Origin of the sequence: Sinorhizobium terangae (genome assembly GCF_009601505.1) — a bacterium.
In the GTDB taxonomy this organism is placed as follows: domain Bacteria; phylum Pseudomonadota; class Alphaproteobacteria; order Rhizobiales; family Rhizobiaceae; genus Sinorhizobium; species Sinorhizobium terangae.
In genome coordinates this window covers 1-26614 of sequence record NZ_WITC01000101.1, presented here as the reverse complement: position 1 = coordinate 26614, position 26614 = coordinate 1, and the positions used below count along the sequence as shown (strand labels likewise).

The 26614-nt window shown below is 62.5% G+C and carries 28 protein-coding genes and 1 pseudogene; 15 read left to right on the top strand and 14 right to left on the bottom strand.

Annotated features, from left to right (window positions below; genetic code table 11):
• The first annotated feature begins 10 nt into the window (after positions 1 to 10).
• Positions 11 to 1024, top strand: coding sequence for a DUF2125 domain-containing protein (locus GHK62_RS24185; protein WP_153441589.1), 1014 nt, complete (start codon positions 11 to 13; stop codon positions 1022 to 1024).
• A gap of 143 nt (positions 1025 to 1167) precedes the next feature.
• On the opposite strand, the gene GHK62_RS24180 is transcribed toward GHK62_RS24185, so the two are convergent.
• From GHK62_RS24180 to GHK62_RS24170, 3 genes are all read right to left on the bottom strand, one after another.
• Positions 1168 to 2094, bottom strand: coding sequence for a prephenate/arogenate dehydrogenase family protein (locus GHK62_RS24180; RefSeq protein WP_153441588.1), 927 nt, complete (start codon positions 2092 to 2094; stop codon positions 1168 to 1170).
• Positions 2091 to 3197 carry a histidinol-phosphate transaminase gene (gene hisC, locus GHK62_RS24175; protein WP_153441587.1) on the bottom strand — a complete coding sequence of 369 codons (1107 nt, stop codon included), beginning with the start codon at positions 3195 to 3197 and terminating at the stop codon, positions 2091 to 2093. Before hisC ends, GHK62_RS24180 begins: the two co-directional genes overlap by 4 nt.
• Positions 3198 to 3279: 82 nt before the next feature.
• On the bottom strand, positions 3280 to 4053 hold the full coding sequence (locus GHK62_RS24170; RefSeq protein ID WP_153441586.1) for a class I SAM-dependent methyltransferase: 774 nt from the start codon (positions 4051 to 4053) through the stop codon (positions 3280 to 3282).
• 110 nt (positions 4054 to 4163) lie between these two features.
• Between GHK62_RS24170 and gloB the strand changes: the two genes are divergently transcribed.
• Both gloB and GHK62_RS24160 read left to right on the top strand, forming a co-directional pair.
• On the top strand, positions 4164 to 4934 hold the full coding sequence (gene gloB / locus GHK62_RS24165; RefSeq protein ID WP_153441585.1) for a hydroxyacylglutathione hydrolase: 771 nt from the start codon (positions 4164 to 4166) through the stop codon (positions 4932 to 4934).
• A complete protein-coding gene (locus tag GHK62_RS24160) occupies positions 4934 to 5374 on the top strand; it encodes a cupin domain-containing protein (RefSeq protein WP_153441584.1) in 441 nt (146 codons plus the stop codon). The genes gloB and GHK62_RS24160 overlap by 1 nt, the downstream gene beginning before the upstream one ends.
• 140 nt (positions 5375 to 5514) lie before the next feature.
• Here the strand turns inward: GHK62_RS24160 and yddG are convergent, their stop codons facing one another.
• Together yddG and GHK62_RS24150 are read right to left on the bottom strand one after the other, a co-directional pair.
• On the bottom strand, positions 5515 to 6405 hold the full coding sequence (gene yddG, locus GHK62_RS24155) for an aromatic amino acid exporter YddG (protein WP_153441583.1): 891 nt from the start codon (positions 6403 to 6405) through the stop codon (positions 5515 to 5517).
• Between the two features lie 107 nt (positions 6406 to 6512).
• Complete coding sequence (locus GHK62_RS24150) at positions 6513 to 7289, bottom strand: DUF3108 domain-containing protein (RefSeq protein WP_153441582.1); 777 nt, start codon at positions 7287 to 7289, stop codon at positions 6513 to 6515.
• Here GHK62_RS24150 and GHK62_RS33700 point away from each other — a divergent pair.
• The 3 genes from GHK62_RS33700 (at position 7243) to GHK62_RS24140 (ending at position 8725) form a co-directional block, all read left to right on the top strand.
• Entirely contained in the window at positions 7243 to 7515 is a 273-nt protein-coding gene (locus GHK62_RS33700) for a hypothetical protein (protein WP_167528348.1), read from the top strand. The two genes, GHK62_RS24150 and GHK62_RS33700, sit on opposite strands and share 47 nt — an antisense overlap.
• Before the next feature lie 140 nt (positions 7516 to 7655).
• The gene (rpmB, locus tag GHK62_RS24145; protein ID WP_136508834.1) at positions 7656 to 7946 is read left to right on the top strand and encodes a 50S ribosomal protein L28; all 291 of its coding nucleotides are present in this window, start codon (positions 7656 to 7658) and stop codon (positions 7944 to 7946) included.
• 140 nt (positions 7947 to 8086) lie between these two features.
• A complete protein-coding gene (locus GHK62_RS24140) occupies positions 8087 to 8725 on the top strand; it encodes a VUT family protein (RefSeq protein WP_153441581.1) in 639 nt (212 codons plus the stop codon).
• Positions 8726 to 8819: 94 nt separating this feature from the next.
• On the opposite strand, the gene GHK62_RS24135 is transcribed toward GHK62_RS24140, so the two are convergent.
• From GHK62_RS24135 to GHK62_RS24120, 4 genes are all read right to left on the bottom strand, one after another.
• Positions 8820 to 9815 carry an esterase-like activity of phytase family protein gene (locus GHK62_RS24135; protein WP_153441580.1) on the bottom strand — a complete coding sequence of 332 codons (996 nt, stop codon included), beginning with the start codon at positions 9813 to 9815 and terminating at the stop codon, positions 8820 to 8822.
• A 133-nt stretch (positions 9816 to 9948) separates the two neighbouring features.
• Positions 9949 to 11844 carry a cobaltochelatase subunit CobT gene (cobT, locus tag GHK62_RS24130; protein WP_184108571.1) on the bottom strand — a complete coding sequence of 632 codons (1896 nt, stop codon included), beginning with the start codon at positions 11842 to 11844 and terminating at the stop codon, positions 9949 to 9951.
• An 83-nt stretch (positions 11845 to 11927) separates the two neighbouring features.
• Complete coding sequence (cobS, locus tag GHK62_RS24125) at positions 11928 to 12923, bottom strand: cobaltochelatase subunit CobS (protein ID WP_136508830.1); 996 nt, start codon at positions 12921 to 12923, stop codon at positions 11928 to 11930.
• A 76-nt stretch (positions 12924 to 12999) separates the two neighbouring features.
• Entirely contained in the window at positions 13000 to 13635 is a 636-nt protein-coding gene (locus GHK62_RS24120; RefSeq protein WP_153441579.1) for a J domain-containing protein, read from the bottom strand.
• 232 nt (positions 13636 to 13867) lie between these two features.
• Here GHK62_RS24120 and GHK62_RS24115 point away from each other — a divergent pair, with 232 nt between their 5' ends.
• Positions 13868 to 14149: a BolA family protein gene (locus tag GHK62_RS24115; protein WP_153441578.1), complete on the top strand. Its 282-nt coding sequence runs from the start codon at positions 13868 to 13870 to the stop codon at positions 14147 to 14149.
• Positions 14150 to 14185: 36 nt separating this feature from the next.
• Here the strand turns inward: GHK62_RS24115 and GHK62_RS24110 are convergent.
• The 3 genes and pseudogenes from GHK62_RS24110 to GHK62_RS24100 all read right to left on the bottom strand — a co-directional run bounded on the left by GHK62_RS24110 (position 14186) and on the right by GHK62_RS24100 (position 17205).
• Positions 14186 to 15492: pseudogene (locus GHK62_RS24110) on the bottom strand (HlyC/CorC family transporter).
• Entirely contained in the window at positions 15489 to 16622 is a 1134-nt protein-coding gene (aroB, locus tag GHK62_RS24105; protein WP_153441577.1) for a 3-dehydroquinate synthase, read from the bottom strand. Before aroB ends, GHK62_RS24110 begins: the two are co-directional and overlap by 4 nt.
• Positions 16615 to 17205, bottom strand: a complete 591-nt coding sequence (locus tag GHK62_RS24100) for a shikimate kinase (protein ID WP_153441576.1) — start codon at positions 17203 to 17205, stop codon at positions 16615 to 16617. Before GHK62_RS24100 ends, aroB begins: the two co-directional genes overlap by 8 nt.
• Positions 17206 to 17422: 217 nt before the next feature.
• Here GHK62_RS24100 and GHK62_RS24095 point away from each other — a divergent pair, with 217 nt between their 5' ends.
• The 6 genes from GHK62_RS24095 to GHK62_RS24065 all read left to right on the top strand — a co-directional run bounded on the left by GHK62_RS24095 (position 17423) and on the right by GHK62_RS24065 (position 22190).
• The gene (locus GHK62_RS24095) at positions 17423 to 17572 is read left to right on the top strand and encodes a hypothetical protein (RefSeq protein WP_153441575.1); all 150 of its coding nucleotides are present in this window, start codon (positions 17423 to 17425) and stop codon (positions 17570 to 17572) included.
• The gene (xerD, locus tag GHK62_RS24090; protein WP_153441574.1) at positions 17569 to 18522 is read left to right on the top strand and encodes a site-specific tyrosine recombinase XerD; all 954 of its coding nucleotides are present in this window, start codon (positions 17569 to 17571) and stop codon (positions 18520 to 18522) included. Before GHK62_RS24095 ends, xerD begins: the two co-directional genes overlap by 4 nt.
• A 63-nt stretch (positions 18523 to 18585) precedes the next feature.
• Complete coding sequence (locus tag GHK62_RS24085; RefSeq protein ID WP_153441573.1) at positions 18586 to 19539, top strand: acetyl-CoA carboxylase carboxyltransferase subunit alpha; 954 nt, start codon at positions 18586 to 18588, stop codon at positions 19537 to 19539.
• A 213-nt stretch (positions 19540 to 19752) separates the two neighbouring features.
• Entirely contained in the window at positions 19753 to 21189 is a 1437-nt protein-coding gene (locus GHK62_RS24080; RefSeq protein ID WP_153441572.1) for a L,D-transpeptidase family protein, read from the top strand.
• Positions 21189 to 21425 carry a sulfurtransferase TusA family protein gene (locus GHK62_RS24075; RefSeq protein ID WP_153441571.1) on the top strand — a complete coding sequence of 79 codons (237 nt, stop codon included), beginning with the start codon at positions 21189 to 21191 and terminating at the stop codon, positions 21423 to 21425. Before GHK62_RS24080 ends, GHK62_RS24075 begins: the two co-directional genes overlap by 1 nt.
• A 252-nt stretch (positions 21426 to 21677) precedes the next feature.
• A complete protein-coding gene (locus GHK62_RS24065; protein ID WP_234887028.1) occupies positions 21678 to 22190 on the top strand; it encodes a methyltransferase family protein in 513 nt (170 codons plus the stop codon).
• 36 nt (positions 22191 to 22226) lie between these two features.
• Here the strand turns inward: GHK62_RS24065 and GHK62_RS24060 are convergent, their stop codons facing one another.
• Together GHK62_RS24060 and GHK62_RS24055 are read right to left on the bottom strand one after the other, a co-directional pair.
• A complete protein-coding gene (locus tag GHK62_RS24060) occupies positions 22227 to 23375 on the bottom strand; it encodes a CobW family GTP-binding protein (protein WP_153441569.1) in 1149 nt (382 codons plus the stop codon).
• Between the two features lie 94 nt (positions 23376 to 23469).
• Positions 23470 to 24555, bottom strand: coding sequence for a D-alanyl-D-alanine carboxypeptidase family protein (locus tag GHK62_RS24055; protein ID WP_153441568.1), 1086 nt, complete (start codon positions 24553 to 24555; stop codon positions 23470 to 23472).
• Positions 24556 to 24734: 179 nt separating this feature from the next.
• Here GHK62_RS24055 and GHK62_RS24050 point away from each other — a divergent pair, with 179 nt between their 5' ends.
• Complete coding sequence (locus GHK62_RS24050) at positions 24735 to 25898, top strand: M20 aminoacylase family protein (RefSeq protein ID WP_153441567.1); 1164 nt, start codon at positions 24735 to 24737, stop codon at positions 25896 to 25898.
• Positions 25899 to 25924: 26 nt separating this feature from the next.
• Positions 25925 to 26389, top strand: coding sequence for a winged helix-turn-helix transcriptional regulator (locus GHK62_RS24045; protein ID WP_136508815.1), 465 nt, complete (start codon positions 25925 to 25927; stop codon positions 26387 to 26389).
• The last annotated feature ends 225 nt before the right edge of the window (positions 26390 to 26614 follow it).

Here is a 26614-nt window from a genome sequence, read left to right as displayed (position 1 = left end):
CGCGATTAGAATGACCGTCACCGATGTCGCCAACGGATCACCAGCCGGCAAGAAATTTCTCTGGCTGACAGTGGGCATCGTGCTCGCCGCCGGCATTTATTCTGCAGGCTGGTTCTTTGCTGCGGACCAGATTGAAAAACGACTGACAACCTACCTCTCGGAAAAGCGGCCGAACGGCCTTGGCGGTGAGTGCACGGAGATGGACGTGCGTGGTTTCCCGTTCCGCATCGGCCTTTTCTGCGACAAGCTGCGGCTCGACGACAATCTTCGCGGCGCCTCCGCATCCTTCGGCGCCTTGAGAACGGCCGCCCAGGTCTATCAGCCGGGACATGCCGTCGTCGAACTCGACGGTCCCGCCGAGGTCCGGATGTCGCCCGGCCTGACGCTCTCGGCCGATTGGACGCTGCTGCACGCGAGCCTCAAGGCGACGATGTCGGGCCTCGACCGTACGTCGATCGCCTATGACAATCTCACGGGAACGGCGCGTTGGCCGTTGACGGGCGACAGCCTCGGTTTCGGCGCAAGCCACGGCGAGATGCACCTGCGCCAGAACGGCGAAGACCTCGACGCCGCCCTGAGCGTGGAGAAACTCGATCTGCGCCCCGCACAAGGGCCGAGCCTTGCCGCCCCGGTCGATGTCGCAGCGGACGTCACTGTCGTCGGCAAGGCCGGGTGGATGCAGGCGGGAGCCCTTTCCGAACACATGCTTCGCGGCAGCAGCGGCGAACTGCGTCACTTGACCCTTGACGCGGGCGACGGAATGAGCGCGAAGCTTTCGGGCCCCTTTTCGGTGAATGATCAAGGCCTGATTTCCGGCGAATTCTCGCTGACTATGATGAATATCGATGCCTGGCGGGCAAGTCTCGTGAAGGTGGTTCCGGACGAAACGGACCTGATCAACAACATCGCCAACATGCTGAAAACGCTTGCCGGCGGCAAGAACGAGGCAACGGTGAAGCTCAACGTCCGCGATAGCACTGCCTTCGTGGCCTTCATCCCGGTCGGCGTGCTGCCGCCGCTCTGAAGAGCCCTGATGTTTCCTTAGATCGTAGCCGACTAGCGCATCGGCCCGAAAATCGGACCCGATTTTCGGAAGGCACGATGCGTGGAATCAAAGAGTTACAGCGTCCTTGGTGCGTCGGATAAGACGTGCGGCGCTGTAGGCGATTATTTGGGATCCATTGCGTGCCGGCCGAAATCCGGCATGGCCGTATCCTGGCCCGCCTGGATGATCGAGCGGCGGATTGCCCGCGTGCGGGTAAAGAGGTCGAACAGCTTGTCGCCGTCGCCCCAGCGGATGGCTCGCTGCAGGTATGCAAGGTCCTCGGAAAAGCGGGCGAGCATTTCCAGGATCGCGTCCTTGTTGTGCAGGCAAACGTCACGCCACATGGTCGGGTCCGAGGCGGCGAGGCGCGTGAAATCGCGGAAGCCCGACGCCGAATATTTGATGACCTCGGACTCGGTGACCGCTTCGAGGTCATCTGCCGTGCCGACGATGTTGTAGGCGATGATGTGCGGAACGTGCGAGACGATCGCCAGCACCTTGTCGTGGTGCTCCGGATCCATCTCGTCGACCATCGAGCCCATCGTCTCCCAGAAAAACCTGAGCTTTGCGACGGCCTCTTCATCGGCACCGGGTAGCGGCGTCAGGATGCACCAGCGTCCGCGGAAAAGTCCGACGAAGCCGGCGTCCGGGCCGGAATGCTCGGTGCCCGCGATCGGGTGGCCGGGGACGAAATGGACCGTGTCGGGCAGGTGCGGCGCCATCTGTGCGATGACCGAGCCCTTCGTCGAACCGACATCGGTAACAATCGCGCCGGGCTTCAGATGCGCGGCGATTTCAGCAGCGACGGCACCGGAAGCGCCGACCGGCACCGAAACGACGACGAGGTCGGCATCCTTGACGGCCTCGGCTGCCGAAAGCATGTAGCGGTCGCCAAGGCCGAGCTGCTCCGCCCGGGCGAGCGTCGCAGCACTCCGCGTCGAAACGACGAGCGTACCGGCAAGCTGCTTCTCGCGAATTTCCCGGGCGATCGACGATCCGATCAGGCCAATGCCGACGAGGGCGATCGTTTCGAACTGTTGAGCCATCATTCTTGTCCCATGAATTCAGTCAGTGCGGCGATGACGCCTTCGTTCGCTTCCTCGGAACCGATGGTCATGCGGAGCGCATTGGGAAAACCATAAGCGCGCACGGCGCGCAGGATGAAGCCGCGAGCCGTCAGGAACGCATCAGCGTCCTCGGCCGATTTGCCGCCCGTCTCCGGAAAATGGATCAGCACGAAGTTGGTGACCGAAGGCGTCACCCGCAGACCGATTCCCTGCAAGGCCGCAGTGACCTTTGCGAGCCAGGTAAGATTGTGATCGACCGCCGCGGCAACAAAGGCCTGGTCGCGGATCGCTGCCGCCCCGGCGGCGATCGCCGGCGCATTGAGATTGAACGGGCCACGCACACGGTCCACGGCGTCCACGATCTCATGCGGGGCAAACATCCAGCCGATGCGAAGCCCGGCGAGCCCGTAGATCTTCGAGAACGTCCGCGTCATCACGACGTTGCGATTGGCCGACACCAGTTCGAGGCCCGCCTCGTAATCGTTGCGCCGGACATATTCCGCATAGGCAGCGTCCAGCACCAGCAACACGCCGGAGGGAAGACTCGCATGCAGCCGGCGGACCTCGTCCACGGGGATATACGTGCCTGTCGGGTTGGCCGGATTGGCGATGAAGACGATCTTCGTCCGCTCTGTCACTGCAGCGAGGATCGCGTCGACATCGACATGCGCGTCCTTTTCCTTGACCGTAACCGCAGTGGCGCCCGCCGCCATGATCTGGATCTTGTAGACGAGGAAGCCGTGCTCGGTGATGATCCCCTCGTCGCCCGGGCCGAGATAGGTGTGGCAGATAAGCCCGAGCAGCTCGTCGGAACCGTTGCCGCAAACGATATTGGCCGGGTTGAGGCCGTGAACCGCAGCGATCGCATCCTTCAGCGCATGCGCCTGACCGTCCGGATACCGTTCGAGATTGAAAGCCGCCTTCTGGAACGCCTCGATCGCGTGCGGGCTGGCGCCGAGCGGTGTTTCGTTCGACGAAAGCTTGTGGACCTTGGCAACACCCGGCGCATGTTCGTTGCCTGGCACATAGGCGGCAATGTCCAGAATACCGGAACGCGGCTGCGGGCTCTTTGAAACAAGGTTCATCGGATCGGCTTTCACGGGAGGAAATGTGGCCAAGCCAATAGCGGGGCGGAGGAAATTTGTCGAGTGCGGCAAGCCCACGCGACTACAGCACCGTGGTCGGCAGCACCGGCTGGGTGCGCGTGCTCGGCACGCCATGCGGCGCCAGCACCGGCACGAAGACCCGGCGCGAGGCGCGGACAGCGACCGGCAGGCCCTGATAGAGCCGTTTTTGCGCCTCCACGATGATCACTCCGGAAAACACAGGCCACAACGAACGGCCGAACCGCTCCAGGCTGCGTCGCAAACGGAGAACGACCTTGCGCTTCGATGGCGGAAAGAACAGCGCCTCGGAAGTGGCGCCGGGCGTGAAATTTGTCTCGCGCAGGAGCGCCGTCAACTGGCCGCGCGAATAGGGCCGTCCCGAGCCGAAGGGCGTGTGCTCCATCCGCGCCCAGACGCCGCGACGATTCGGCACGACGATCACCAATCGGCCGCCGGGCGCGAGAACGCGCCAGATTTCCTTCATCGTTTCGCGGGGGCTTTCAGCGAATTCCAGCGAATGGACCATCAGCACGCGGTCGATCGAGGCGTCCGGCAGCGGCAGTTCCTCGTCGAAGACCAGCGCGGTCGAAGACAATTCCGCGACAGGCCAATTCACCGCGCCCTGCCCCGCCGGCATGAAGGCGAAGGTCCGCTCGGTGTCGGCGCGGAATCGTTCGAGATAGGGCACGGCATAGCCGAGACCGACGAGCCGCTCCTCAGGCAATCGCGCCCAAACCGAGGAGAGCGCCATGCTGACGGAATGCTCCGCCATCCGGCCCAGCTCGGAATGATAAAATTGGCGAAGATCGACGATATCCGTGTGCATGGCCAACATGTTAGCTTTGGAACGGTAGACTTCAAGGCGAGCCTCGCTACATTCCGCTGGAGCGGGATGGGCGTGGCTTCGCCCGCATCCCGCGTCACGCCCGATCGGAGGACCTCATCATGGCCGCGCTCGAACTCGACCTCTTCCTCTGCCGCACCGATAATTTTGGTGTGCTTCTCCATGATCCGGCAAGCGGTGCGACGGCATCGATCGATGCTCCGGAAGAACGGCCGATCCTCGAGGCGCTCGAGCGGCGGAGCTGGCGCCTCACGCATATCCTTACGACCCATCACCACGGCGACCACGTGGCGGCGAATGTCAGCCTGAAGGAGCGCTTCGGCGTCACGATCATCGGGCCAAAAGGCGAGGCATCTAAGATCCCTGGCCTCGACAGGAGCGTCGGCCAAGGGGACCGTTTCGATTTTGCCGGGCACCCGGTCGAGGTCATCGAAACGCCGGGACATACCGCGGGCCACATCTGCTTCCATTTCCCGAAGGATAAGCTGCTGTTTGCAGCGGACACGCTGTTTGCGCTCGGCTGCGGGCGGCTGTTCGAGGGAACGGCCGAGACGATGTGGCAATCGCTGAACCGGCTGATGGCGCTCCCGGACGACACCGCCGTCTATTTCGGCCACGAGTACACGCTCGCCAATGCGCATTTCGCCGTGACGATCGACCCCGAAAATACAGCGCTCAAGACGCGTGCCGCCGAAATCGAGGAGACGCGCTCGGACGGCGGTTTCACCGCACCAACGACGATCGGCCTCGAAAAGCGGACCAATCCATTCCTTCGCGCAGGCGACCAGAAGATCCGCAAGCATCTTGCCATGGAGAGCGCGAGCGATGCGGAGGTGTTTGCAGAGATCCGCAAGCGCAAGGATAATTTCTGATGGACGTCTCGCGGCACCTGACGCCGGCCGCAATTGTCGACGCGCTTGGGTTGGCGAGGCATCCGGAGGGCGGCTGGTACGTGGAGACCTTCCGCGACAGTGGCGCGCCACGCAGCCATTCGACGGCAATCTACTATCTGCTCGAAAAGGGCGAGCGCTCGCACTGGCATCGCGTGCGCGACGCGGCCGAGATCTGGCACTACTATGCGGGCGCCCCTCTCGAACTCAGCATCGCCGAGCCGGGCAAGCCGGCCTCACGCTTCCGGCTTGGGCCGGATCTGCTTGAGGGCGAAAGGCCGCAACGCGTCGTTCGCGCCAACTGGTGGCAGTCGGCCGCCTCGCTCGGAGACTGGACGCTCGTCGGCTGCACGGTAGCGCCCGGATTCGACTTTTCCGCCTTCGAAATGGCGGCAGCCGACTGGCAGCCGCCTGAGGAATGAGGAAAGACAGGGTTTCCGTCTCCGCCCCTCATCCGGCCTGCCGGCCACCTTCTCCCCGCGAGCGGGGCGAAGGAGATTCGAGGCAGCGCCCCGTCCAGAAGCCCCCTCTCCTCGAGGGTTAGGAAGGGGCTTCCTTGCACCTATTCCGCCGGCTGCGGTACAGCGATCCTCTTGCGAAAGATCATGTCTCTCGCAGCCAGCACGGCGCCGCCGGTCACGAGCAGGCAGGCGGCGGCAATACGCCAGGAGGGGTCCGCAAAGCCGAACAGGATCAGGACGAGCGTCGAGAGAACCGGTGCGGCATAGCTGGCAACGCCGAGAAGCTGGATGTCTCCGTTCTTCACACCGAAGTCCCAGGCATAGAAAGCCGCGCCGACCGGCAAGAGGCCAAGTCCGGCAACCGCCAGCCACTCGAAAGCCGTCTCCGGCCATACTGTCGTTTCGAGACCGAGATGGCAGAGGAAGGAAAGGATGGACGTCGCAAGGCAGAAACCGGTGACGACATCGGTCGAGACCGCTTCGAAGCGGCGCGTCAGCAGGGAATAGCCCGACCACGTTAACGCGCAGAGGAATGCCGCGCCGTAACCGAGCGTATAGGCCTCATCGAAGGCGACGCCATTGCCGGCGACGATCAGGATCGTGCCGACAAGTCCCGCCAGTGCGCCGGCGATGTGGTTCCAGCGAAGCTTCTCGCCCGGCAGCAGCGTCGAGCCGACCACGATCAGCAGCGGCCAGAGGTAGGCAATCAGGCCCGCCTCGACGGCCGGCGCGTTGCGAAGCGCGGTGAAATAGAGAAAGTGATAGCCGAAAAGCCCGGCAATGCCGGTGATCCAGACCTTGGCCGGCTGCTTCAGCAGCTTCAATCGCTCCGGCTTCAGCGCAAGCACCACGATGCCCGGCAGGCTACCGATGAGGAAACAGATTGCTGATAGCTGGAACGGCGGCATTTTGCCCGAAGCGGCGGTAAAGAGCGCCAGCAGCGACCACATCAGGATCGCGGCAAAACCGATCAAGGTTGCCTTGAATTTCATTCCTGCCCCCACGCCCGGCTCACGTGCGTGAAAGCCGCGTCAAATCAATCATGCATTGCATAGTTAGCGTCCGTTTGCGACGGACGGAAGAGAATTTTCGGGATTGATCACCCGCCGAATCGCGTCGCGGAAACGGTTACCGGACCAAGCTTCGTCGGGATGCGGACATAAACCGGGGCATAGACATCGACGGCCTCGGCCCTTGCGAACCAGACCTCCATCGTCTCCAGCCGGCGCAGATATTCGACGTCCTCGCGCCCCTTCCTGTATCCCGCTCTTGGAACGAAGCGGACACCACAGACGATGACTTCGCCCTCGAATCCTCTGGTCTTGAAGCTTCGGGTCCCCTTGGGCGAGAGCTTGATGTCGAGCCGCGATTCGCCATCGAAGATCGGCAGCGTGTTGGGGCAAACCCTGTTTTTCCCCGGAATGATCAGCCCGGAAAGCGGGTCCAGTACGTTGCGCATGTCGCGGCTCGTCACCGGCACCCAGTTCTTCGGAAGCGGGTTGCGTTTCGGGGTCATGCTCGCGCGTACGACATTGCCGTTCCGGAAGGTCACGCTGATTGCGCGCGATTTCCTGCCGCTGCGATAGGACATGGAATATTGCGAGGCGCGCAGATGATCATTCGCGATCACACCGGAAACGCGCGTCTGGCCGGACGTGCGGCTGATGATGTCGACGAGTCCGGCGGAATTCAGCGTGCCGGAAATCGTGTAGCGATTCTTTACGAGTTCTGTATGGAAAGTGGCGCGCGCCAGGGGTAAGCCGGCAAGCGAAATGCTGTAATCCGTTTGATGTGCGATATCTGCAGCTACCGATGTTGTGGAAAACATCGTGGCAGCCAGCAATGCTGATGCCCGGAAGCCATTGCGCCTGTTCATGCCCGAAGACCTGTCGTTTCCTTGCCCCTTGCAATCCTCTGGGATGCAAGGGGTTTGCGGCTTTTTTTGCGCCAATTGCTCAAAATCCGGCCAGCCGCAAGGAGAACAGGCGGCACCTTTTCGTTGCACGGCGTTCAGGAGAAATAGCGCAGTGAGCAACGGCTTGGAATGGGTATCGGGAGAGATTATTGTAGCGGCGGCAGCGATCGCGTTGCGGTTTTTCTAGAATGCGCAGTGTTTGGCTTGACTGGCAGGCCTTCTGTGACTATAGAACCGCGACTTTCCAATAATGGCCAACAGGAACGCGGCCTGGGCTCTGGGCCCGCTACCGCATTGTCCGGCGGCGATAAAGAGAATAGGTGTACCATGTCCCGTAGTTGCGAATTGACCGGCAAGGGCGTCCAGTCGGGCCACAATGTCAGCCACGCCAACAACAAGACCAAGCGCAAGTTCCTCCCGAACCTGTGCAACGTCACGCTGATTTCCGATGCTCTCGGCCAGCGCTTCCGCCTGCGCGTTTCCGCAGCCGCTCTCCGCTCGGTCGAACACCGCGGTGGCCTCGACGCTTTCCTGCTGAAGGCTGACGAGAACGAGCTGAGCATGCGCGCTCGCCTGTTGCGCCGCCAGATCGTCAAGAAGACCGCTGAAGCAGCCTGATCGGCGCCAGCTCTTCCGACAAGACTTGAAGGCTTGCGGACTTCGTCCGGCAAGCCTTTTTCTCGTGTCGTGATCTATTTAGCCGCCGGTCAAGCACCCGGTCACGTTCTCCAACTGGTGGCATCACCCAGGATAAAAAAATGCTGATCAAACGCACGTTCTTTGTCTATGTCGTACTCATGACCCTCGTGGTCGTGGCGTCGAATTTCCTTGTCCAATACCCGCTTCCGGGCTCCATTGCCGGCATGAACCTCGGCGACCTGTGGACCTGGGGTGCTTTCAGCTATCCCTTCGCCTTCCTCGTCACGGATCTCACCAACCGCCATTTCGGCCCACGGATCGCGCGCCGCGTGGTCGTTGCCGGCTTTATCGTCGGCGTCACTGTCTCGATCTACCTCGCGACGCCGCGCATCGCGATCGCCTCCGGTTCCGCGTTCCTGTTCGGTCAGCTCCTCGACATTTCCGTGTTCAACCGCCTGCGCCGGCAGACCTGGTGGCAGGCACCGCTCGCCGGCTCTCTCATCGGATCGGCATTGGACACCGCGATGTTCTTCTCTTTCGCCTTCGCTCCGCTCTTCGTATTCTTCGGACCGAACGACAACTTTGCCCTCGAGACCGCTCCCCTCCTCGGCGTGCTCGCAGCAGGAGCGCCGCGCTGGATTTCCTGGGCGCTCGGCGATCTTCTGGTGAAGATCCTGTGCGGCATCGTGCTGCTCTTGCCCTATGGAGCGCTGATGAGCGTCATCAAGCCGATGCCGCCCGCCAACGCCACCGCATGAGACCAGCGGAGAATGAAAAATCACGTTGACGGGGTCGATGCGGCCCCGTTTTCGTTTGCGACGTCCCTCGCTCCTAATGAGGTGCTGAGTTGGCTCAACCCAAAACCAACCGGAATTCGAGCATCAGGTTGCGCTCGAGAATCGAGTGGTTGTCATCGGAAACGATGATCACGCGAATCTCGCCGTCGGGCCGAACGACGACATCCAGCCCCTCCATATTGTCGATCTGATAGCTCATGTCGGCCTTGAGCAACACCTCGCCGTCGACGACGGCGCCCGGGCGGATGTCGGCGGCAGCAATCCTGCGAATGCGCATGCCGAGGCCGGAGGCCAGATTGAACCGGCGTTCGAGGAGAAGCAGATCGCCATTTGGCAGGAAGTCGCCGTCGGTAACTGCATAAGGATCCTCGCGGACGACCGTGAAGGCACCCTTCATCGGCCCTTCGAGTATGCCCGCCAGAAGGTTATCCGCCTTGTCGACGCTGCGTTCCGCCACCACGACCGCAGCACCCCGAAGCGGACTGTTCTTTGGCGCGATCGCCATCGTTTCGAGGCCGCCATTGATGCGCAGTTCCTCGATGGGAAACGGCAGGGCCATCTGTCCCACGGGTCTTGATCGCGCGAAACCCGGGTCGGGATAGACCTCGACACGGGCCTGCTGCTCATAACTGACGATCGCCTCACCTTCGCGCAACGCCAACCCTTCCGAGTCTACTCTCCATTTTTCGAGCTCGGCGCCACCGTCCCCATCGATCATCGAGGTCACGGTGAGGTCGGTCAGCCCCAGAAGCCTGCCCCTATTGTCGCGGACGACGGCTCCTTCGACCCAGTGGCCGGTATCCATCACGGCGACGAAGGAATCGCTGCCCGGCCGGAACCGGATCGCTGAAATCGCGCCGAGCAGCGGGTTGCGCGAGCTTATTTCGATGCCACCGATGAATTCGAGGTGGCCGAACACCGTCTCGTTGGAGCCGGCTTTGAATTGCCTTATCTGCCGCGCCTGAACCGGCACGATTTCGGTCGTCGGCTCCGGCTGCGCGATTGCAGGCGATGCCAGAAGGGAGAGAAGAACGAGACTTCGACGGAGCATCTAGGAGGAACCTTCGGAAGGCAATGCGAGTGCGTGACAAGTCGCAGCGGCATTCCCGCTCTCAAACCGGACTTAGAAGCCTTCGCAGGCAGAAACCACTCAATCAATTTCGTGCCGTGGATCGGCTGCACCCCTAGCCCGCGCGGCGCATGCGCACTGGGCGACGATGCAGACTTTCGTCCTCGAAAAGCGCTGCAAGCTGCTCCGTCATCGCACCCGCCAGTTCGTCCGCATCGACAATGGTCACCGCCCGGCGGTAATAGCGCGTCACGTCGTGGCCGATACCGATCGCCAGAAGCTCGACCGGCGAGCGGGTCTCGATCTGCTCGATAACGGCGCGCAGGTGGCGTTCGAGATAGTTCCCAGGGTTCACCGACAGCGTGGAATCATCGACCGGCGCACCGTCGGAGATCATCATCAGGATGCGCCGTTGCTCCGACCGCGCCAGCAGCCGGTCGTGCGCCCACATCAGCGCCTCGCCGTCGATGTTCTCCTTCAGCAAGCCTTCGCGCATCATCAGCCCGAGATTGCGGCGCGCCCGACGCCAGGGTGCATCGGCGGACTTATAGACGATGTGCCTCAGATCATTGAGACGGCCGGGCGCCTGCGGCTTGCCACCCGCCAGCCACTTTTCGCGCGACTGTCCGCCCTTCCACGCCTTGGTGGTAAAGCCGAGGATCTCCACCTTGACGCCGCAGCGCTCCAGCGTGCGGGCGAGAATGTCGGCGCAGGTCGCCGCGACCGTGATCGGCCGGCCGCGCATCGAGCCGGAATTGTCGATCAGCAGCGTCACAACCGTGTCACGGAAGGTCGTATCCTTCTCGCGTTTGAAGGAAAGCGGCTGCATCGGGTCGATGATGATGCGTTGGAGACGGGCCGTGTCGAGATAGCCCTCCTCGAGGTCGAACTCCCAGGAGCGATTCTGCTGCGCCATCAGGCGGCGCTGCAGGCGGTTGGCGAGGCGGCCGACCGCTCCTTGCAAGTGGGCAAGCTGCTTGTCGAGGAACGCACGGAGGCGATCGAGCTCCGCCTCGTCGCAAAGCTCCTCGGCGGTGATCGTCTCGTCGAATTCCCGCGTGTAGACGGTGTAGTCGACCTTCTCGTTGAAATCCGCGAACGGATGGTTCGGCCGCTTGACCTCGCCGGGCGTCTCGCTCTCCTCTTCGCCCTCGTCCTGAAGGTCGTCGTCGGAGATCTCGGCGCCGTCCATCTCGCCTTCTTCCATCTGCTCCTCGGCAGGCTGGTTCTCATCGGCGGGTGCGGCGTCGGAGCCTTCTTCCTCGTCGCTGGCGTTCTCGTCCTGCTCCTGGCTGCGCGGTTGGTCCTCGTCGGTCTCGCTTTCCTGCTCGTCCGGTTCGATATCGTCCTCGGCGTATTTCTCGGCAACATCCATCGAAGACAGCATGTCGCGCACGACGCGGGCGAAGGCCTGCTGGTCGTTGATCGCGGCGGGCAGGTTGCGCATGTCTCCGGCCGCCTTTGTCTCGATGAAATCGCGCCAGAGGTCGAGCACCTTGCCGGCCGATGCCGGTGGCTTCACCCCGGTCAGCTTTTCACGCACGAGGAGCGCCACCGCTTCTTCAAGCGGAGCATCCGACTGGCTCTCGATCGCCGCGAAGTTCGCCTTGGCATATTTCTCGTCGAGCATCGAGGAGAGGTTGTCGGCGACACCGGCCATCCGGAGCGCACCGATCGCCTCGACGCGGGCCTGCTCGACCGCATCGAAGATCGCCCGCGCATCCGCTCCCTGCGGCGACATCGTTGTGTGGATGCGCGCGTCGTGGCACGCCTTCCGCAGCGCCATGGAGTCGCCCAGGCCTCGCGCCACGGCAAGTTCCTGCCGGCTCGGGCGCTTGGAGAGTTCCGGAAGCCGGATGCGTTCGCCCGCCATTCCGGGGCGCTCGTTTGCAAAGGCGACTTCGATCTCGGCATCGCCGGCAATCGACCGGATGCAACCGGAAAGCGCCCGCTTGAACGGCTCAGCGGCGTTTTCCCTCGTGGTCGGTTTCGCCTTGGAGTTCGAGCTCACGACAAATCCTTTTCAGCCAGTACGGTGACATCCGGGCGTTGGAGGCCTGCGAAGCCGGCTTCTCACCGAAGCCGGCAGAAGCCTTAGGCGGTGGCTTCCAGCACGATGTTGGCGGCGCTCTCCTTGAGCTCGACGCCGAAGGCCCGCTGGTAGTGCTCGGCGACTAACGCCCGCTCCAGCTCGTCGCACTTGTTGAGGAACGTCACGCGGAAGGCAAAGGCGATATCGCCGAAGATATAGGCGTTCTCCGCCCAGGTGATGACCGTACGCGGGCTCATGACCGTCGAAAGGTCGCCATTGATGAAAGCCGCACGCGTCAGGTCCGCGACGCGAACCATCTTCGATACCGTCTCGCGGCCCTTGTCGGCAGTGAAGCCCTTGACCTTGGCGGCGACGATGTCGACCTCCTTGTCATGCGGCAGATAGTTGAGCGTGGTGACGATCGACCAGCGGTCCATCTGCGCCTGGTTGATCTGCTGCGTGCCGTGATAGAGGCCGGTCGTGTCGCCAAGGCCGACCGTGTTTGCGGTCGCAAACAGGCGGAAGGCCGGGTGCGGACGAATGACGCGGCTCTGGTCGAGCAGGGTCAGGCGGCCCGACGATTCGAGCACGCGCTGGATAACGAACATGACGTCCGGACGGCCGGCATCGTATTCGTCGAAGACGAGCGCGACATTGTGCTGGTAGGCCCAGGGCAGGATGCCGTCCTTGAACTCGGTGACCTGCAGCCCGTCCTTGACGACGATCGCATCCTTGCCGACGAGGTCGATACGGCTGACATGGCTGTCGAGGTTGACGCGCACGCAGGGCCAGTTGAGCCGCGCTGCGACCTGCTCGATATGGGTGGACTTGCCGGTCCCGTGATAGCCGGCGACCATGACGCGTCGGTTGTGGGCGAACCCTGCAAGAATGGCGAGCGTCGTTTCGCGATCGAAGAGATAGTCGGGGTCGAGGTCGGGCACATAGGCGTCGCCCTTCGAATAGGCAGGAACGCGCAAATCCGTATCAATGCCGAAGACCTCCCGGACCGAGATCGTCGTGTCGGGGAGGTTGGAAATGTCGAGGTCAATCTTGCTCATCATGTCTCCAGAGCGGCCGCCGGTCGGCACCCGCGCATTCGCCTGCATAAAGTGCTTTCTGTCATAATCCGCGTTGTTAGCAGAAACCAGCCTGTTTTAACAATTGATAGGCTTGAATAACCGCGCGAAAACGGTCTTCAGATCCTCTGTCTCCGCCATTTGCATCGGGGTGATGCTTCTTCACCAGATCCTTGTAGGCCGCCTTGATATCGGCAGCCGTTGCCGAGGCGGCAAGGCCAAGCGTTTCGAAAGCCTTGGCTTCGAGCGTTTTCAGCTTGCGCAGGCGCGGTTCGTGCCGGGCCGACCGGGCGCGCGCCTCGTTGAAGAAGCCGAACGGATCGCGCATGCGGGCCTGCGCGCCCGCCGTGCCGGAGCGCATCTGCGACTGGCTCGGCCCATTGCGGGCGTTCCTGTTGACGCCGACGGTCCAGGTCGGACGATGACCGGTCACGGCTTCCTTCTGGTAGCGCGCGATCTCGCTATCGGAAAGCCCGGAGAAATAGTTGTAGCCCTTGTTGTATTCCTTCACATGCTCGAAGCAGAACATGAAATATTCGCCTTCGGCGTTGCGGCCGACGGGCGCCCGATGCATCGCCTTCTTGTCGCAGCCGTCCCACTGGCATACGGGCGCAGACGGTTCTGCGCGCGGCTCCACTCTGCGGCGCGTACGGATGCGATCGAAGTATTTTGAATCGAGTTTCATAGCCGACATTATGGGGTTTGCAGGCCCCCACAACAAGAATTGACAAAGGCGAATGTTGCTGGCTTTGTGCGAGCATTTTGCGCCGCTACTGCATGTTTCCTTAAATCGGAGCCGATTTAAGGATGAAAACAAGCAGCACCTCAAAAGTGCTACAGCGTCCATGGCGCGTCTCGCAAGACGCGCGGCGCTGTAGCGCTAATATGGGCGGCACTGGCAGCAAGCAGGGAAATAGGACGGAACAATGTCGCTGCAAAGCCGGATCGAACAGAAACTCCTCGATGCCTTCCAGCCAGAGCGCCTCGCGGTGATCAACGAAAGCCATCTGCATGCCGGTCATCAGCCCGGTTTCGACGGCGAAGGCGAGACGCATTTCCGGGTCAGGATCGTCGCCAGCGCATTTTCCGGCATGAGCCGGGTGGCGCGCCACCGCGCGATCAACGACCTCTTAAAGCCTGAGCTCGATGCGGGTCTGCATGCGCTCGCCGTCGAGCCGGCCGCGCCGGGAGAGCCAACAAGCTGGTGAGCCTCGTCCGGTTATCTCCGGCTTCAACCCTTCGAACTAACCGATCGACGTTTCATCCTCGGCGGGCCGGATGCGCAGTCTGGTGATCCGGTTCTTGACGCGCTTCATGACGATGAAGCGCTTGCCGTAGAAGGTGAAGGCCTGCCGTTCTTCCGGAATGCTCTTCGATTCGTGGATGACGAGGCCGGCGACGGTGGTTGCCTCCTCGTCCGGCAGCGACCAATCTAGCGCCCGGTTGAGGTCGCGGATCGGCACGGAACCATCGACGACGATCGACCCGTCAGCCTCCTGCCGCACGCCCTGGATGTCGATGTCGTGTTCATCGGCGATATCGCCGACGATCTCCTCAAGAATATCCTCGAGTGTCACGAGGCCCTGGACCTGGCCGTATTCGTCGACGACGATGGCGAGGTGCAGCTTGCGTCGCAGAAAGGCATTGAGCTGATCCCTGAGGTTGGTCGTATCCGGGACGAACCAGGGCTTCTGCGCAATCTTGACGATGTCGAGGCTCGCGGGCTCGACGTCGGGCTCCGCAAGCGCGCGTAGGAGATCCTTGGAATGGATGACCCGATGATGTTGTCGGTCGAGCCGCGCCAGAGCGGCAGGCGCGTGAACGGACTTTCGAGGATTACGCGTACGCAGACCTCCGATTGGTCTTCCGCATTGACCGCCTGCATGGCGGTGCGGTGGATCATGATATCGGAGACCTCGAGTTCGCCGAGATCCAGCACGCCGCCCAGACGATCGAGGTCCGCCTTGATTACGGATCCTTCCCGGTGGAGCAGGTCGACGGCGCCGCGCAGTTCCTCCTGCGCCGTCAGCATCGGCTTGTCGGAGGAAACGTTCACGCCGAAGAGCGTCAAAAGGCGCCGGACGAAGGTATTGATGAGAGAAGACACCGGACCGGCAACCGCCATGAAGGGCCTTACCAGAGGTGCCACGGCGAGCGCGAACCGGTCCGGGGAGGCAATGGCCCAGCTCTTCGGCAACACTTCGGCAAAGACGACGAGCAGCACGGTCATGCTAAGCGTGGCGACCGCCACTGCGGAACTGCCAACGAGGCCGATCAGCAGGCTCGTGGCCAGCGATGTCGCGAGAATGGTGACGAGGTTGTTGCCGAGGAGAAGCGTTCCAACGAGGCGGTCACGCCGCTCGATCAGCCGATTGACGATACCCGCCCGCCGATCGCCGTTGCTTTCGAGCATGTGCATCCGCGCCCGGGATGCCGCGGTCAAAGCAGCCTCCGATCCGGAAAAGAACGCCGAGAGCAACAGCAGGCAGATGACCGAAACAAGAGACGGCCAATGCTCCGCCACGAATGCCCATAGCGTGTCGCTGGTCATCGGGGATGTTTTTCCTTGAGGAAGCTCAGCACCTCGGAAGCCGGAACATCATCGGCGACAAAGGACTGGCCGATGCCCCTGGTCAGGATGAAGGTGAGTTTGCCGCCCTTCACCTTCTTGTCCTGGCCGATCGCGTCCATCAGCCGCTCGGCCGGCGGCAGGCTGCCGGGTATGTCGGCCATCCGCGTCGGCAGGCCGACCGCCTTGAGATGAGCTTCCACGCGCCGCGCATCGTCCGGGCTCGCAAGGTTCATGCGGGCAGAAAACTCGTGTGCCAGCACCATGCCGATCGCAACGCCCTCGCCGTGCACCAGACGCGCGCTGTCATATTCCGTCGCCGCCTCCAGGGCATGACCGAAGGTATGTCCGAGATTGAGAAGCGCGCGCAAGCCGTTCTCGCGTTCGTCCGCAGCCACCACGTCGGCCTTCGCCTGGCAGCTGACGGCAATGGCCTCGATGCGCGCCGGGCCCCCGGCGAAGACGGCCTGCCAGTTCCGTTCGAGCCATTCGAAGAATTCCGGCTTGTCGATCAGGCCGTATTTGGCGACTTCGGCATAACCCGCCCGGAATTCGCGCGGGCTCAGCGTATCGAGCACGTCCGTGTCGGCCAGCACGAGATCCGGCTGATGAAACACACCGATCAGGTTCTTGCCGTGCGGCGAATTGATCCCGGTCTTGCCGCCGACGGAAGAATCAACCTGCGCCAGCAGCGACGTCGGAATCTGGATAAAGCGCGAGCCGCGGCGTACGATGCCGGCCGCAAAGCCGGTAAGGTCGCCGATCACGCCACCGCCAAGCGCGATCACGGCGTCGTTCCGCTCGATTCTGGCGCCGAGCACGGTCTCGCAGACGGGAATGAGATGGTCGAAGCTCTTGGTCTTTTCGCCGGCGGGCAGCACGAGCGACACCGCGTTGATGCCATTTTCGTTGAGGCTCGCCATCAGCGGCTGAAGGTAGCGAGGCGCGACGTTCTCGTCGGTAATGACCGCCATCTTCCGGCCCTTGAGCCGCGAAACGATTTCCTTGCCCGCCGCGGCGATGAGGCCGGGGCCGATAAGAATGTCATAGGAGCGATCTCCGAGGTCGACACGGACCTTGCGTTCAGCGGCGGGTATCACATGGCTAGTCATGGCTTTGAGCTTTCTGGCGATCGGCGATGGCGATGAGAACCTCCTCGACGATCATCTCCTTCTTCACGTCGCGCGATTGGACGGTCAGATCCGCCTCCGCATAGATCGGGTAACGTGCTCGCATCAGGTTTTCGAGCGTCTGTTTCGGGTTCTCGGTTTTCAGAAGCGGCCGGGTGTCGCGCTTGTTCACCCGCTCCCACAACACGTCGAGCTCCGCATTGAGCCAGATCGTCATGCCGCCCTTCTTGATCTGCCGGCGCGAGCGTTCGTTGATGTAGGCGCCGCCGCCAGTGGAGACCACCCGGGGGCCGGATCTCAAGAGCCGTTTCAGCACGCGGGCCTCGAGCGCGCGAAATTCTTCCTCGCCATAGGCCGCGAAAAGCTCGCTGATCGTCATGCGGGAAACCCGTTCGATCTCATGATCGGAATCGATAAAAGGAATGCCGAGCGCCTGCGCGGTCAGTCGGCCGATTGCCGATTTTCCCGCTCCCATCAATCCGATGAAAACGAGATTGCGCTTACCGAGGGCGAGCTTCGCCCGTTCGGCGAGCGTCGCGGAAACCGGTTCGGTCACGTCGTTCATTGCACTTCATTTTCCCCATTCCCCTTCGATATCGACAAATCGACGGGGAGCGTCAAGTCGTCGCGCGTGCTGCGCGACGCTTCTTGAACTCGGCGGCGGGTCCGTTCATATAGTCCACGCATCCGCTGCAGACGCATGGAAGGTCGCTGCGGGACTTTGAAGAACGACTGCATGATCTTAACCGGCGCCGAGTAGGAATCATGCAGAGGAGACCGAAATGCCGACCCTTTTCCGCTTCCTGTTCTTCTTGGCCGTCTTTGCCGCCATCGTCTATGGCACGATGGTGGCGCTGGTGACCTTCGTCGAGCCGGTCGAACGGGACGTCACGGTGCGCATTCCATCGGAACGGGTCAACAAACCGCAATGACCGACCGATCCGCCGCCTATGTCGAGTCCTTCCTGGAGATGATGAGCGCCGAGCGCGGCGCTGCGACCAATACGCTGCAATCCTATGAGCGCGATCTGGAAGACGCGCTCTCCTTCCTGCGGACCCGTGGCATACGGCTGGCCGATGCCTCGGCCGACGACTTGAGAAGCTACCTTTCACATCTCGCCGGCGAGGGATTCAAGTCCTCGTCGCAGGCGCGCCGCCTGTCCGCATTGCGGCAATTCTACAAGTTTCTTTACGCCGAGGGCCTCAGGGGCGACGATCCGACCGGAATTCTCGACGCGCCGAAGAAGGGGCGCGCGCTGCCGAAGACGCTCAGCATCGATGACGTGACCAGGCTGATCGGCCAGGCGGAAGCGGAAGCCGCCGCCGGCGGTGAAGACACGCTGGCAAAACTGCGCATGCACGCGCTGATCGAGCTTCTCTACGCGACGGGGATGCGTGTCAGCGAACTCGTCTCTCTGCCAGCAAGCGTGCTCTCGCAAAACGGCCGCTTCCTCGTCATTCGCGGCAAGGGCAACAAGGAAAGGCTGGTGCCGCTGTCGCAGGCCGCCATCAGTGCCATGCGCGCCTATGGCGACGCGCTCCGATCGGCGAATGCGGAGGCAGACCGGCCCGAGGAGAGCCCATGGCTCTTTCCATCCCACGGAAAGGCCGGCTATCTGCCGCGCCAGGTATTCGCACGCGACCTCAAAGGCCTCGCGGCGCGTGGCGGCATAAGGGTCGCGACCATCTCGCCGCACGTGCTGCGCCATGCCTTCGCCAGCCACCTGCTCGCCAACGGCGCCGACCTGCGTGCCGTGCAGGAACTCCTCGGCCATTCGGACATTTCAACGACACAAATCTATACCCATGTGCTTGAAGAACGGCTGCATGACCTCGTGCAAAACCATCACCCCCTTGCCAAACAGGCGAAAAAACAGGATTAGGACCGCCGGGCAGGCTGGCTTCGACCGGACAGCCCTGTCGCAAATTGATCGGAAACGCATCTCATGCACAACTATCTCGACTTCGAAAAACCCATCTCTGATCTCGAAGGCAAGATTCTCGAACTGAAGAAGCTCGCCAGCGAAGATGAGAGTGTGAACACATCCGACGAGATCGCGCGGCTTGAGGTGCGTGTACGCGACGCGATGGCAGAGATCTATTCCAAGCTGACGCCGTGGCAGAAGACACAGGTCGCCCGCCACCCGTCGCGCCCGCATTTTCTCGACTACGCCGCCGAACTCTTCACCGAATTCACGCCGCTCGCCGGCGACCGCAACTTTGGCAACGACGATGCGATCCAGGCGGGTCTCGCCCGCTTTCGCGGCATGCCGGTCGCCGTCCTCGGTCAGGAAAAGGGCAACGACACCAAGTCGCGCATCAAGCATAATTTCGGCAGCCCGCGGCCGGAAGGCTACCGCAAGGCGATCCGCGTCATGGAGATGGCCGACCGCTTCAGTCTGCCGCTGATCACGCTGGTCGACACGGCGGGCGCCTATCCGGGCGTCGGCGCCGAGGAGCGCGGCCAGGCCGAGGCGATCGCCCGCTCGACCGAGATGTGCCTCAACGTCAAGGTGCCGATCGTGACCGTAGTTATCGGTGAAGGCGGCTCCGGCGGCGCGATCGCGATCGCAACAGGCAACCGCGTCTATATGCTGGAACACGCGATCTACAGCGTCATCTCGCCGGAAGGCGCGGCTTCGATCCTGTGGCGCGATTCAACGCGCGCCAAGGAAGCCGCCAGCAACATGAAGATCACTGCCGAGGACCTGAAGTCGCTCGGCATCATCGACGGTATCATTCCCGAACCGGTCGGCGGCGCCCATCGTGATCCGGCGTCGGTCATCGGCCGCACCGGGACCGTCATCGCCGACGCGCTCAGGGACCTGTCCGGCCGCAACGGTGACGAATTGCGAACAGACCGTCGGCAGAAATACCTCAACATCGGCCGAAATCTCTGAACCATTGCGATTAAAAACGCCGGCACGGCAACCGGAAATCAAACTGTGGCCAAATCTTGGCCATATTCGTGCGGTCATGAAAGACGGCGTGCGCAGGGGGATCCTGCAGGGTTAAGATTTCGTGAAGAATAATCGCTTACTGATTCGTTGAGGCCGCCCCTCGACGGGTGCGGCGCTCAATGACGGATTGTGTTTTTTAACGGGCCTCTGCCGATGCGTTTCAGGAACCTTGTCGCCACCGCCGCTATCGCAGCCGCGCTCGCCGGCTGCACCAACGAGACGCTGGATTCGGTCAATCTCTCCTCGGTCAAGAGCAAGACCAACTATGAACTCTCCGGCAAGATAACCGCCAAGATGAGCGAACTCGGGATGCAGAAGACGTCCCCGATCGCTCTCAGGATCTTCAAGGAAGAAGGCACGCTCGAAGTCTGGAAGGCCAACACCGCGAACCGCTTCCAGCTCCTGAAGAGTTACAAGATCTGCGCGTGGTCCGGAAAACTCGGCCCTAAGGTGAAGGAAGGCGACCGGCAGGCGCCGGAAGGGTTCTATCCGCTGTTCCCGCACCAGATGAACCCCAATTCCAATTACTATCTCGCGATCAACACCGGGTTCCCGAACACCTACGATAAGGCGAACGGCCGTTCCGGCACGCATCTGATGATCCATGGCGCCTGCTCTTCGTCGGGCTGCTACTCGATGACCGACGAGCAGATCATCGAGATCTTCGCGCTTGCGCGTGACGCCTTCAAGGGCGGCCAGCAAAGCGTCCAGCTCCAAGCCTTTCCCTTCCGCATGACCGCGGAGAACATGGCCCGCCATCGCGACAACCCGAACATCGAGTTCTGGAAGATGCTGAAGACGGGCTACGACCAGTTCGAGGTGACCAAACGCCCGCCGGAAGTGAATGTCTGCGAGAGGAAGTACGTCTTCAACCAGCAGAGCGACGGCGCGTTCAATCCGATGGGCCAATGCCCCGCCATGTCGACGCCGCCGGCCTTGCAGGTGGCGATGGCCAGCTTCGAGAAGGATTACCAGCGCGACTACGACAAGGCACTGAAGAAGTACGAAGGCATGGTCTGGTATGAGCCGACCGAAGCGGAGCGCAAGGCGATCGTCGCCGACCAGCGCAAAGGCCGCGAGCTCGCCTATGCCCCAACCGGCACTTCGCTTGACGCCGGCAAGCTGATGAAGGTGAGCGACCTCGAAAAGAAGCTCGCCGACCAGAAGGCGGCCGAGGAAGCCAAGCAGGCGGCGCTGATCCAGAAGGAGGCGCTGGAGAAAGCGACCCGCGGCGGGGCAAGTGTTCCGGTACCACAGGCAAGCCCGATCGAGCGCCCTGTTCTGCAGGCCGCCATCCACCCGGCGCCCGCCAGGAAATCCTTCTGGAACCTGTTCTCTGCAAGCGAGCCGGAGGTGGCGGCCCCCGCGCCGGCGGTCCAGGCACCCGAGCAGCCGGCCACCGCTCAGTCGGCTGCACCGCAGCCCGCGGCAAACCAGCAGCCGGCAGGCGACCAGAAGCAGGCACCCGCGCCGGCCGGAAACAACGCACAGGTGGCCGCGGCTCCGGCGGATAACTCGCAGGCAGCCGCCGAAAAACCCGCCGCCGAGCAACCGAAGAAGCGCCCGTTCTGGAAGATCTGGGGCAATTGATGCCGGACGAACCCAGGACCGTCTATGATCTGAGGGGGCTGAAATGCCCCCTTCCCGTTTTGAAGACGCGCAAGCGCATGCAGACGCTCGCTCCGGGCACCCTGCTCGAAATCGAGACGACCGATCCACTCGCGGTGATCGACATTCCGCATTTCTGCAACGAGGATGGACACCGGCTCGAGGAAGCGGCACCAACCAAGGGCGGCCATCGTTTCCTCATCCGCAAGAAGGCTTGACGACAAGCGGCGACCTCTGAAGTCTCTCGCCCCGCTTGCGGGGAGAGGGCTACTGCATGATCCCTTAAATCGGAATCGATTTAAGGATAAAAACATGCAGCAAATCAAAGTGCTACAGCGACCTTTGCGCGCCCGATTGGACGCGCGGCGCCGTTGTCCTCGGGTTAAACCCGAGGAGAGGGGCAATTCGCTGGGTCTCAGCCCTCTCGGCGTCCCACACCGCAGCGCTCCAAGGCGGCCGGAATTCTTGCTATGATCCGCGAGAACAATGCGGGCTCAACAATGAACGATGCGGGCGGCAATCTTAACGACAGTTCCGGCGCGGCGGTGCGGCCGCCGATCGTCTGGGCCTTGATGGTCGTGGCGGGGCGCGTGATTGACGTGGTCCACCCGCTGCCATTCCTGCCGGCGGCAGTGCCGGCCGGTTGGTTGGGCGCAATCGTGTTCCTGACGGGCCTGGCACTGTTGATCTGGGCGGCGACGACATTCCGCCGGGCGGGAACGCATGTTCCGACCACACAGCCGACGACGACGATCGTCGAAGAGGGCCCGTACCGCTTCAGCCGGAACCCGATCTACATCGGTATGTTTCTCGGCCTGATCGGCCTCGCCGTAGGCTTCGACAGCCTGTGGCTCCTCATTCTGCTGGTGCCGTTTTACTTCGTCATCCGCTACCTGGTGGTGGCCCGAGAGGAAGCCTATCTCGAACGCAAGTTCGGTGACGCCTATCGCGGCTACAGGAGCCGCGTCCGCCGCTGGCTGTGAATCAACCCGGAGCCATCCAAGAGTTTCGGTCCGGGCCTAGAATTTCACTCCGGGAACCGCGAGCGGGTTGTCGGAGAGCGCCTGTGCGTCGGGTCGATCGATCCGCGGCTTGCCGGTGAAGGCATCGAAGAGGTCGCGCACGAAGGCTTCTTCGAGGCCTTTGGTGATCAGTACCATGCGCGTGCGCTGGTCGGCAGGATCGGGCCAGGCGGCCAGCCGCTCCGGCGCGTGAAAAACCGTCTGCACGCCGTGCAGAACGAGCGGCCGTTCAGGGTTGTCCGCCACGGAAACGACCGCCTTCATCCGCAGCAGCTTGTCGCCATGGGCCGAGCGCAGCAGATCGATGAACATCTCCAGCGCCATAGGCTCGATCGGACGGTCGTGCACGATGCTGAAGGACCGGATGTCCGAGCCGTGGCGCGTAACGTCGTGATGGTGGTGATCGTGATGCCCATGATGATGGTCATGGTCATGCCCATGGTCGTGATCATGGTGATCATGATCGGCGTGCGCCTCGTCCTGAAGCCAACGGCCGACATCGGCGACCTTGGTCGACGCGTCATAGAGACCGCAGGCGAACAGATCCGCACGGCCGGCCTCGTCCGTGTCGCCGTCGATCAACGGCGCACGTGGATTAAGGTCCTTGAGCCGCTCGAAGAGGGCATCGCGCTCCGCCTCATTGGCGAGCTTGGTCTTGCTGATGACGAGACGGTCGGCGACCGCGACCTGCTTCAAGGCTTCCACATGGTTCGCAATCGTCTGCAGCCCGTTGACCGCGTCCACGACCGTGACGACACCGTCCAGCCGGAAGTTCTGCGCGATGACCGGATTGCCGAGCACGGATTGCAGCACCGGCGCCGGATCGGCAAGCCCGGTCGTTTCGATGACGACGCGCCTCAGCGGCTTGATGCGGCCGGTCTGCATCCGGTCCATGAGGTCAGCGAGCGTATCGACAAGCTCGCCGCGCACCGTGCAGCAGAGGCACCCGTCGGAAAGCTCGATCACGCCATCGCTCGACGCCTCGACCAGCAGGTGGTCGATCGAGACATCGCCGAACTCGTTGATGATGACCGCGGTGTCGGCGAGGTCGGGATCCTTGAGCAAGCGATTGAGAAGCGTCGTCTTGCCCGCACCGAGAAAGCCGGTGAGGATTGATACCGGCACCACCGGCAATGGACCGTTCATGGCGGACTCCGTCTTAGATCACGCTGACTTCGGGTCGATTCGTCCCGAAATCAAATTTGAGACGCGGGATGCAGCCGCAGGCCGCGCATCCGAATTAGAAAGTCGGGCGAGGAACCGGGATCGGCACGTTGGCGATCGCGGCGACATCACCCTGCCCCGCGACATCGCTGCCGGCCTTGGCAGTCTTGTCGCTGCCGGGGATAAGCCCGGCAAAAGCAAGCTTCAGCGGGCGATTGAGTTCGTGGATATAGGGAGAAAGCAGCTTCTGGCGGCCGGCTTCGTCGCGGCCCTCGCTGCGCACCTTCGCCGCGGCCTTGGAGCAGATCTCCTTGCTGATGTCGGCAACCAAATCGCGATCCTCGCCATAGGGGGCGATCTGCGTCAGCGATTGCTTGCCGGCATCGCTGGTCGTCAGCGCCATCTGCAACAGACGTGCGGACTCGTCGGCCCGGGCACCGAGACTGTCTTCCCCGAGGACCACCGAAAGGACGCTGCGTCCACCGCGCGTCGCTGACGAGACCTGGTTGAAGCCAGAGGCGCAGATAAAGCCGGTCTTCATGCCGTCCGCGCCATCGAAGCGGCCGATGAGCATGTTGTAGTTGGTATAATCCTTCTTGCCGGTGGTGAAACCCTCCAGCGCGAAATAGGAAGCATATTCGGGGAACTCGCGCTTCAATGTGATGGCGAGTACGGCGAGGTCGCGCGCCGTCGTGTACTGCCCCTCACCGGGCAGTCCGTTGGCATTGATGAAATGCGACGAGGTCATGCCGATACGGCGTGCCTCGGCATTCATCCGCTCGATGAAAGCTGCTTCCGATCCGCCGACCGTTTCCGCGATGGCAACGGCGATGTCATTTGCCGATTTCACCAGCATCATCTTCAGCGCGCTGTCGAGCGTCATCGCCTGGCCGGGCTTGTAGAACATCTTGCTCGGCGGCTCGGATGCAGCGTTCTTCGTCATCACGACCGGGCTTTCCAGCGTCAACTGTCCCGTCTTGATCGCCCGAAACGTCGTGTAGGCCGTCATCAGCTTGGTCAGCGACGCCGGGTACCATCTCTTGAAGATGTCCTGATGCTCGTAGACCTTAAGTGAATTGATGTCGACGACCAGCCGCGGATTGGCAGATGCGGGAAGCACCGCCGCCAGAAATGCCGTACAGGCCCCCGCGAGAACGCCCATCGCCCTCGCCCGGCCATGTCCCAAGAATCCACCTGTCACCACAATCCGACCTCGAAATTCCGCAGTTGCCTCGCCTCGTCCCGGTATTTAGCCTATATGGCGAGGAGATGGCAAAGCCCAATCCATGGCTGCCGCGCCAATCCACTGCGCCTTAGTGCCCGAACCGACAGGACGACCCTATGCCGATTCTCAACCGCGCCGCCGAACTCCAGAACGAAGTCACCGAATGGCGGCGCCACCTGCACAGGAACCCCGAACTTCTGTTCGCGGTGGAAAATACGGCAGCCTTTGTGGAAAGGAAACTGAAGGAATTCGGCGTTGACGAAATCGTGACCGGCCTCGGCCGAACCGGTGTCGTCGGCATCATCCGCGGCAATCTTGGCGCCGGCCGCACGATCGGGCTGAGAGCCGACATGGACGCCCTGCCGATTACCGAGACGAGCGGCAAGCCCTGGGCGTCGACGACCGCCGGCAAGATGCACGCCTGTGGTCATGACGGCCATACAGCGATGCTGCTCGGCGCGGCGAAATATCTCGCCGAGACGCGCAATTTCGCGGGCTCCGTGGCGGTCATCTTCCAGCCGGCGGAAGAAGGCGGCGGCGGCGGCAACGAGATGGTCAAGGACGGCATGATGGAGCGTTTCGCGATCGAGGAGGTCTACGGCATGCACAACATGCCGGGCATGCCGGTCGGCCATTTCGGCAGCCGCGTCGGCCCGATCATGGCGTCCACCGACGAGTTCACCATCACCATCAACGGCCGTGGCGGACATGCCGCGCAGCCGCACAAGACGATCGACCCGATCGTGATCGGCGCGCAGATCGTCAACGCACTCCAGACGATCGCCTCGCGCACGGTCGATCCTCTCGGATCCGTCGTCGTCTCGGTCACGAAGTTCAACGCCGGCTTCGCCCACAACGTCATTCCCGAACAGGCGGTGCTCGCCGGAACCGTCCGCACCCTGATGCCGGAGGTGCGCGACACCGGCGAGGCCCGCATCCGCCAGATCGCCGAAAGCATCGCCGGCGCCTATGGTGCGACGGTCAACGTCTGGTATGGCCGCAACTATCCGGTGACCGTCAACCACGCCGATGAGACCGGCCACGCGCTTGCGGCAGCCGCGACGGTTGCCGGCGCCGCCCAGGTCAATGCTTCACTCGACCCGATGATGGGCGGCGAGGATTTCTCCTACATGCTGCTCGCCCGCCCCGGCGCCTTCATCTTCATGGGCAACGGCGACACGGCCGGCCTTCACCATCCGGCCTACGACTTCAACGACGAGGCAATCCCCCATGGGATTTCCTATTGGGTGAAGCTCGCTGAAACGCGACTGGCCGCCTGAGAGACAAAAGCGGGGAGGCGGCGGCAATGCATCAGATCGACAAGACGGATCGCAGAATCCTGAACATTCTGCAGGCGGATGGGCGGATCACCAATCTCGAACTCGCAGACCGCATCGGCCTGTCGCCGACAGCAACCAGCGAAAGGTTGCGGCGCCTGCTGAAGGAAGGCTACGTCTCGGGTTTCGGCGCACGGCTCGACCCGCACAAGCTCGGCTTCGGCCTGCTCGTCTTCATCGAGGTCATGCTGGACAAGACGACGCCGGAAGTCTTCGACCAGTTTGCGATCGCCATCAAGCAGGCACCCGCCGTGCTGGAGTGCCACATGGTCGCCGGCGGCTTCGACTATCTGGTCAAGACCCGCTTCGAGGACATGACCGCCTACCGCAACTTCCTCGGGCAGGTGCTCTGGACGCTGCCAGGCGTCAAGGAAACCCGCACCTACGCGGTCATGGAAGAGATCAAGAACGACGGTCCGCTGCCGCTCGTCTGAAGGCGGCAGGCCTGAGCAGCGACATATCCGGACTGCTCAGCGACACCCCCTCTGCCCTGCCGGGCATCTCCCCCACAAGGGGGGAGATCGGCTGGAGCAATCGCCTGCCCCTATAACTGCGAGCACACGATATCCAGAGCCAACAGGCGAACCATTGGTGGAAAGCGGCATCGCCACTTGCCAATCTCCCCCCTTGTGGGGGAGATGCCCGGCAGGGCAGAGGGG

What these genes read in the sequence shown, in the direction of transcription:
- GHK62_RS24185 (WP_153441589.1), top strand. Translation starts at nt 11, where the DNA reads ATGACCGTCACCGATGTCGCCAACGGATCACCAGCCGGCAAGAAATTT.
- GHK62_RS24180 (WP_153441588.1), bottom strand. Translation starts at nt 2,094, where the DNA reads ATGATGGCTCAACAGTTCGAAACGATCGCCCTCGTCGGCATTGGCCTG.
- hisC (WP_153441587.1), bottom strand. Translation starts at nt 3,197, where the DNA reads ATGAACCTTGTTTCAAAGAGCCCGCAGCCGCGTTCCGGTATTCTGGAC.
- GHK62_RS24170 (WP_153441586.1), bottom strand. Translation starts at nt 4,053, where the DNA reads ATGTTGGCCATGCACACGGATATCGTCGATCTTCGCCAATTTTATCAT.
- gloB (WP_153441585.1), top strand. Translation starts at nt 4,164, where the DNA reads ATGGCCGCGCTCGAACTCGACCTCTTCCTCTGCCGCACCGATAATTTT.
- GHK62_RS24160 (WP_153441584.1), top strand. Translation starts at nt 4,934, where the DNA reads ATGGACGTCTCGCGGCACCTGACGCCGGCCGCAATTGTCGACGCGCTT.
- yddG (WP_153441583.1), bottom strand. Translation starts at nt 6,405, where the DNA reads ATGAAATTCAAGGCAACCTTGATCGGTTTTGCCGCGATCCTGATGTGG.
- GHK62_RS24150 (WP_153441582.1), bottom strand. Translation starts at nt 7,289, where the DNA reads ATGAACAGGCGCAATGGCTTCCGGGCATCAGCATTGCTGGCTGCCACG.
- rpmB (WP_136508834.1), top strand. Translation starts at nt 7,656, where the DNA reads ATGTCCCGTAGTTGCGAATTGACCGGCAAGGGCGTCCAGTCGGGCCAC.
- GHK62_RS24140 (WP_153441581.1), top strand. Translation starts at nt 8,087, where the DNA reads ATGCTGATCAAACGCACGTTCTTTGTCTATGTCGTACTCATGACCCTC.
- GHK62_RS24135 (WP_153441580.1), bottom strand. Translation starts at nt 9,815, where the DNA reads ATGCTCCGTCGAAGTCTCGTTCTTCTCTCCCTTCTGGCATCGCCTGCA.
- cobS (WP_136508830.1), bottom strand. Translation starts at nt 12,923, where the DNA reads ATGAGCAAGATTGACCTCGACATTTCCAACCTCCCCGACACGACGATC.
- GHK62_RS24120 (WP_153441579.1), bottom strand. Translation starts at nt 13,635, where the DNA reads ATGTCGGCTATGAAACTCGATTCAAAATACTTCGATCGCATCCGTACG.
- GHK62_RS24115 (WP_153441578.1), top strand. Translation starts at nt 13,868, where the DNA reads ATGTCGCTGCAAAGCCGGATCGAACAGAAACTCCTCGATGCCTTCCAG.
- aroB (WP_153441577.1), bottom strand. Translation starts at nt 16,622, where the DNA reads ATGACTAGCCATGTGATACCCGCCGCTGAACGCAAGGTCCGTGTCGAC.
- GHK62_RS24100 (WP_153441576.1), bottom strand. Translation starts at nt 17,205, where the DNA reads ATGAACGACGTGACCGAACCGGTTTCCGCGACGCTCGCCGAACGGGCG.
- GHK62_RS24095 (WP_153441575.1), top strand. Translation starts at nt 17,423, where the DNA reads ATGCCGACCCTTTTCCGCTTCCTGTTCTTCTTGGCCGTCTTTGCCGCC.
- xerD (WP_153441574.1), top strand. Translation starts at nt 17,569, where the DNA reads ATGACCGACCGATCCGCCGCCTATGTCGAGTCCTTCCTGGAGATGATG.
- GHK62_RS24085 (WP_153441573.1), top strand. Translation starts at nt 18,586, where the DNA reads ATGCACAACTATCTCGACTTCGAAAAACCCATCTCTGATCTCGAAGGC.
- GHK62_RS24080 (WP_153441572.1), top strand. Translation starts at nt 19,753, where the DNA reads ATGCGTTTCAGGAACCTTGTCGCCACCGCCGCTATCGCAGCCGCGCTC.
- GHK62_RS24075 (WP_153441571.1), top strand. Translation starts at nt 21,189, where the DNA reads ATGCCGGACGAACCCAGGACCGTCTATGATCTGAGGGGGCTGAAATGC.
- GHK62_RS24065 (WP_234887028.1), top strand. Translation starts at nt 21,678, where the DNA reads ATGATCCGCGAGAACAATGCGGGCTCAACAATGAACGATGCGGGCGGC.
- GHK62_RS24060 (WP_153441569.1), bottom strand. Translation starts at nt 23,375, where the DNA reads ATGAACGGTCCATTGCCGGTGGTGCCGGTATCAATCCTCACCGGCTTT.
- GHK62_RS24055 (WP_153441568.1), bottom strand. Translation starts at nt 24,555, where the DNA reads ATGGGCGTTCTCGCGGGGGCCTGTACGGCATTTCTGGCGGCGGTGCTT.
- GHK62_RS24050 (WP_153441567.1), top strand. Translation starts at nt 24,735, where the DNA reads ATGCCGATTCTCAACCGCGCCGCCGAACTCCAGAACGAAGTCACCGAA.
- GHK62_RS24045 (WP_136508815.1), top strand. Translation starts at nt 25,925, where the DNA reads ATGCATCAGATCGACAAGACGGATCGCAGAATCCTGAACATTCTGCAG.